Source organism: Streptomyces sp. NPDC032091, assembly GCF_055580265.1.
This window is the reverse complement of sequence record NZ_JBVILR010000056.1, coordinates 1-1620: the sequence shown is the minus strand read 5'-3', so window position 1 is coordinate 1620 and position 1620 is coordinate 1. Positions and strand designations below refer to the sequence as shown.

Annotated in this window: 2 protein-coding genes and 1 pseudogene; 2 read left to right on the top strand and 1 reads right to left on the bottom strand. The window is 67.5% G+C overall.

Annotated elements, in window-relative coordinates; genetic code table 11:
* Positions 1-381: 381 nt before the first annotated feature.
* Positions 382-504, bottom strand: a complete 123-nt coding sequence (locus ACZ5NJ_RS37725; RefSeq protein ID WP_468771301.1) for a hypothetical protein — start codon at positions 502-504, stop codon at positions 382-384.
* A 65-nt stretch (positions 505-569) separates the two neighbouring features.
* Between ACZ5NJ_RS37725 and ACZ5NJ_RS37720 the strand changes: the two are divergent.
* A pseudogene (locus ACZ5NJ_RS37720) lies at positions 570-665 on the top strand (transcriptional regulator); the annotation flags it as partial.
* A 13-nt stretch (positions 666-678) separates the two neighbouring features.
* A complete protein-coding gene (locus ACZ5NJ_RS37715; RefSeq protein ID WP_468771300.1) occupies positions 679-1257 on the top strand; it encodes an HD domain-containing protein in 579 nt (192 codons plus the stop codon).
* The last annotated feature ends 363 nt before the right edge of the window (positions 1258-1620 follow it).

The following is a 1620-nucleotide window of genomic DNA, read 5'->3' as shown; positions in this document are numbered from 1 at the left end:
GACAGACCGTCCCGCCACGGAAAAACGAAGACTGCCGGGAAACCCCCAAAGAAACGGGACGGATGTTCATGGCAGATGCGGCCGGATCAGGGACCAGGCGAGGTCGTCGGGGGTCGGCAGACCAGGCATCCTGCCCCCGACAGTCGCATTCGGGGACGACCTACGCGTCAGATCGCTACGCGCTCCTCTTTGCTTAGCGTCCGGCGGCCGTCTGGGCTCGCTGCCTGCACGAAAGGACGACGGGATCGTCATCCTGGGCCGGTGGGCGCCCCAGATCGCTACGCGCTCCTCATTCCTCGGCGTCCGGCGGCCGTCTGGGCTCGCTGCCCCTACCAAAGGACGATCAGGGACGCATCCGGGACTGGCGGCCGCCACAGATCGCTACGCGCTGCCCAGGTCTTGGCGTCTGCGCTCCGTCTGGGGCTGGTCGTAGGCGGGCTGGACGTTGGCGACGGCGATCGTGAATTCGCGGCCGGAGGCGTTGCGGATGTACGCGAGCTCCACCTAGCGCTCGATACCTCCGTGGCCACTGACGCTGCCCGTCAAGGCGACCGAGAGCGCCTGGGGTCCGGATGCCCGTGTTGTTGGATGGCACCGAGCCCTCGACCAGAGCGCGTCGCGAGCTCGAAGGCATTCGGTACGCGATCCGCCTCGGCGAGGCATGAGAAGGAGACAGACGTGGCTGATGACCTGTCCGCGGTGGCCCACTTCCTCTACGAGGCCGGCACGCTCAAGAACGCACGCCGCACGGGCTGGTGGATGGCCGGCGTCAACAACCCCGAGAGCGTGGCGGAGCACTCCTGGCGCACATCTCTGATCGCTTCCGTGATCGCCAAACTGGAGGGAGCCGACCCGGCACGCGCAGCCTTCCTTGCCGTGTGGCACGACACGCAGGAATCGCGCAGTGGCGATGTGAACCACCTGGGCAAGAAGTACTCCCCATCCGCCGACCCCGCCGCGATCACAGCCGACCAGACGGCCGGCATGCCCGACCTCCTCGCCGCGACCATCCAGGACCTCGTCGCGGAGTACGAGGCCAAGGAGACACCCGAATCGATCTGCGCCCGGGACGCCGACAAGCTGGAGTGCATGCTCCAAGGCATCGAATACAAGGCCCAGGGCTACGCGAGCGCACAACGCTGGATCGACAACAGCCGTGGCCGACTGACCACCGAAACCGCCCAGCGCCTCGCCGATGAACTCCTCGCCCAGGGCACCCTGGACTGGCTCCACCAAGCCATGGGCGAGCAATCATGATCCCCTGACGATCTGATCAGCCCCGGACGGCCGTCGGCCGCCGAGACGAGCGGAGCCCGTAGCGATCTGACGCGCCCACCGGCCCCGGATGACGATTCTGTCGTTCCCGGGCGACGGCAGCGACCCCAGACGGACGGCGGACGCCAAGCCGGGAGGAGCGCGTAGCGATCTGACGCGTGGGTTGTCGCCGATTGCGGCTGTCGGGGCCGGATGCCCTGTCTGCCGGCCCCCGACGACCTCGCCTGGTCCCTGACACGGCCGCATCTGCCATGTACATCCGTCCCGTTTCTTTGGGGGTTTCCCGGCAGTCTTCGTTTTTCCGTGGCGGGACGGTCTGTCAAGGGTGGCCGAAGGCCATCGCGC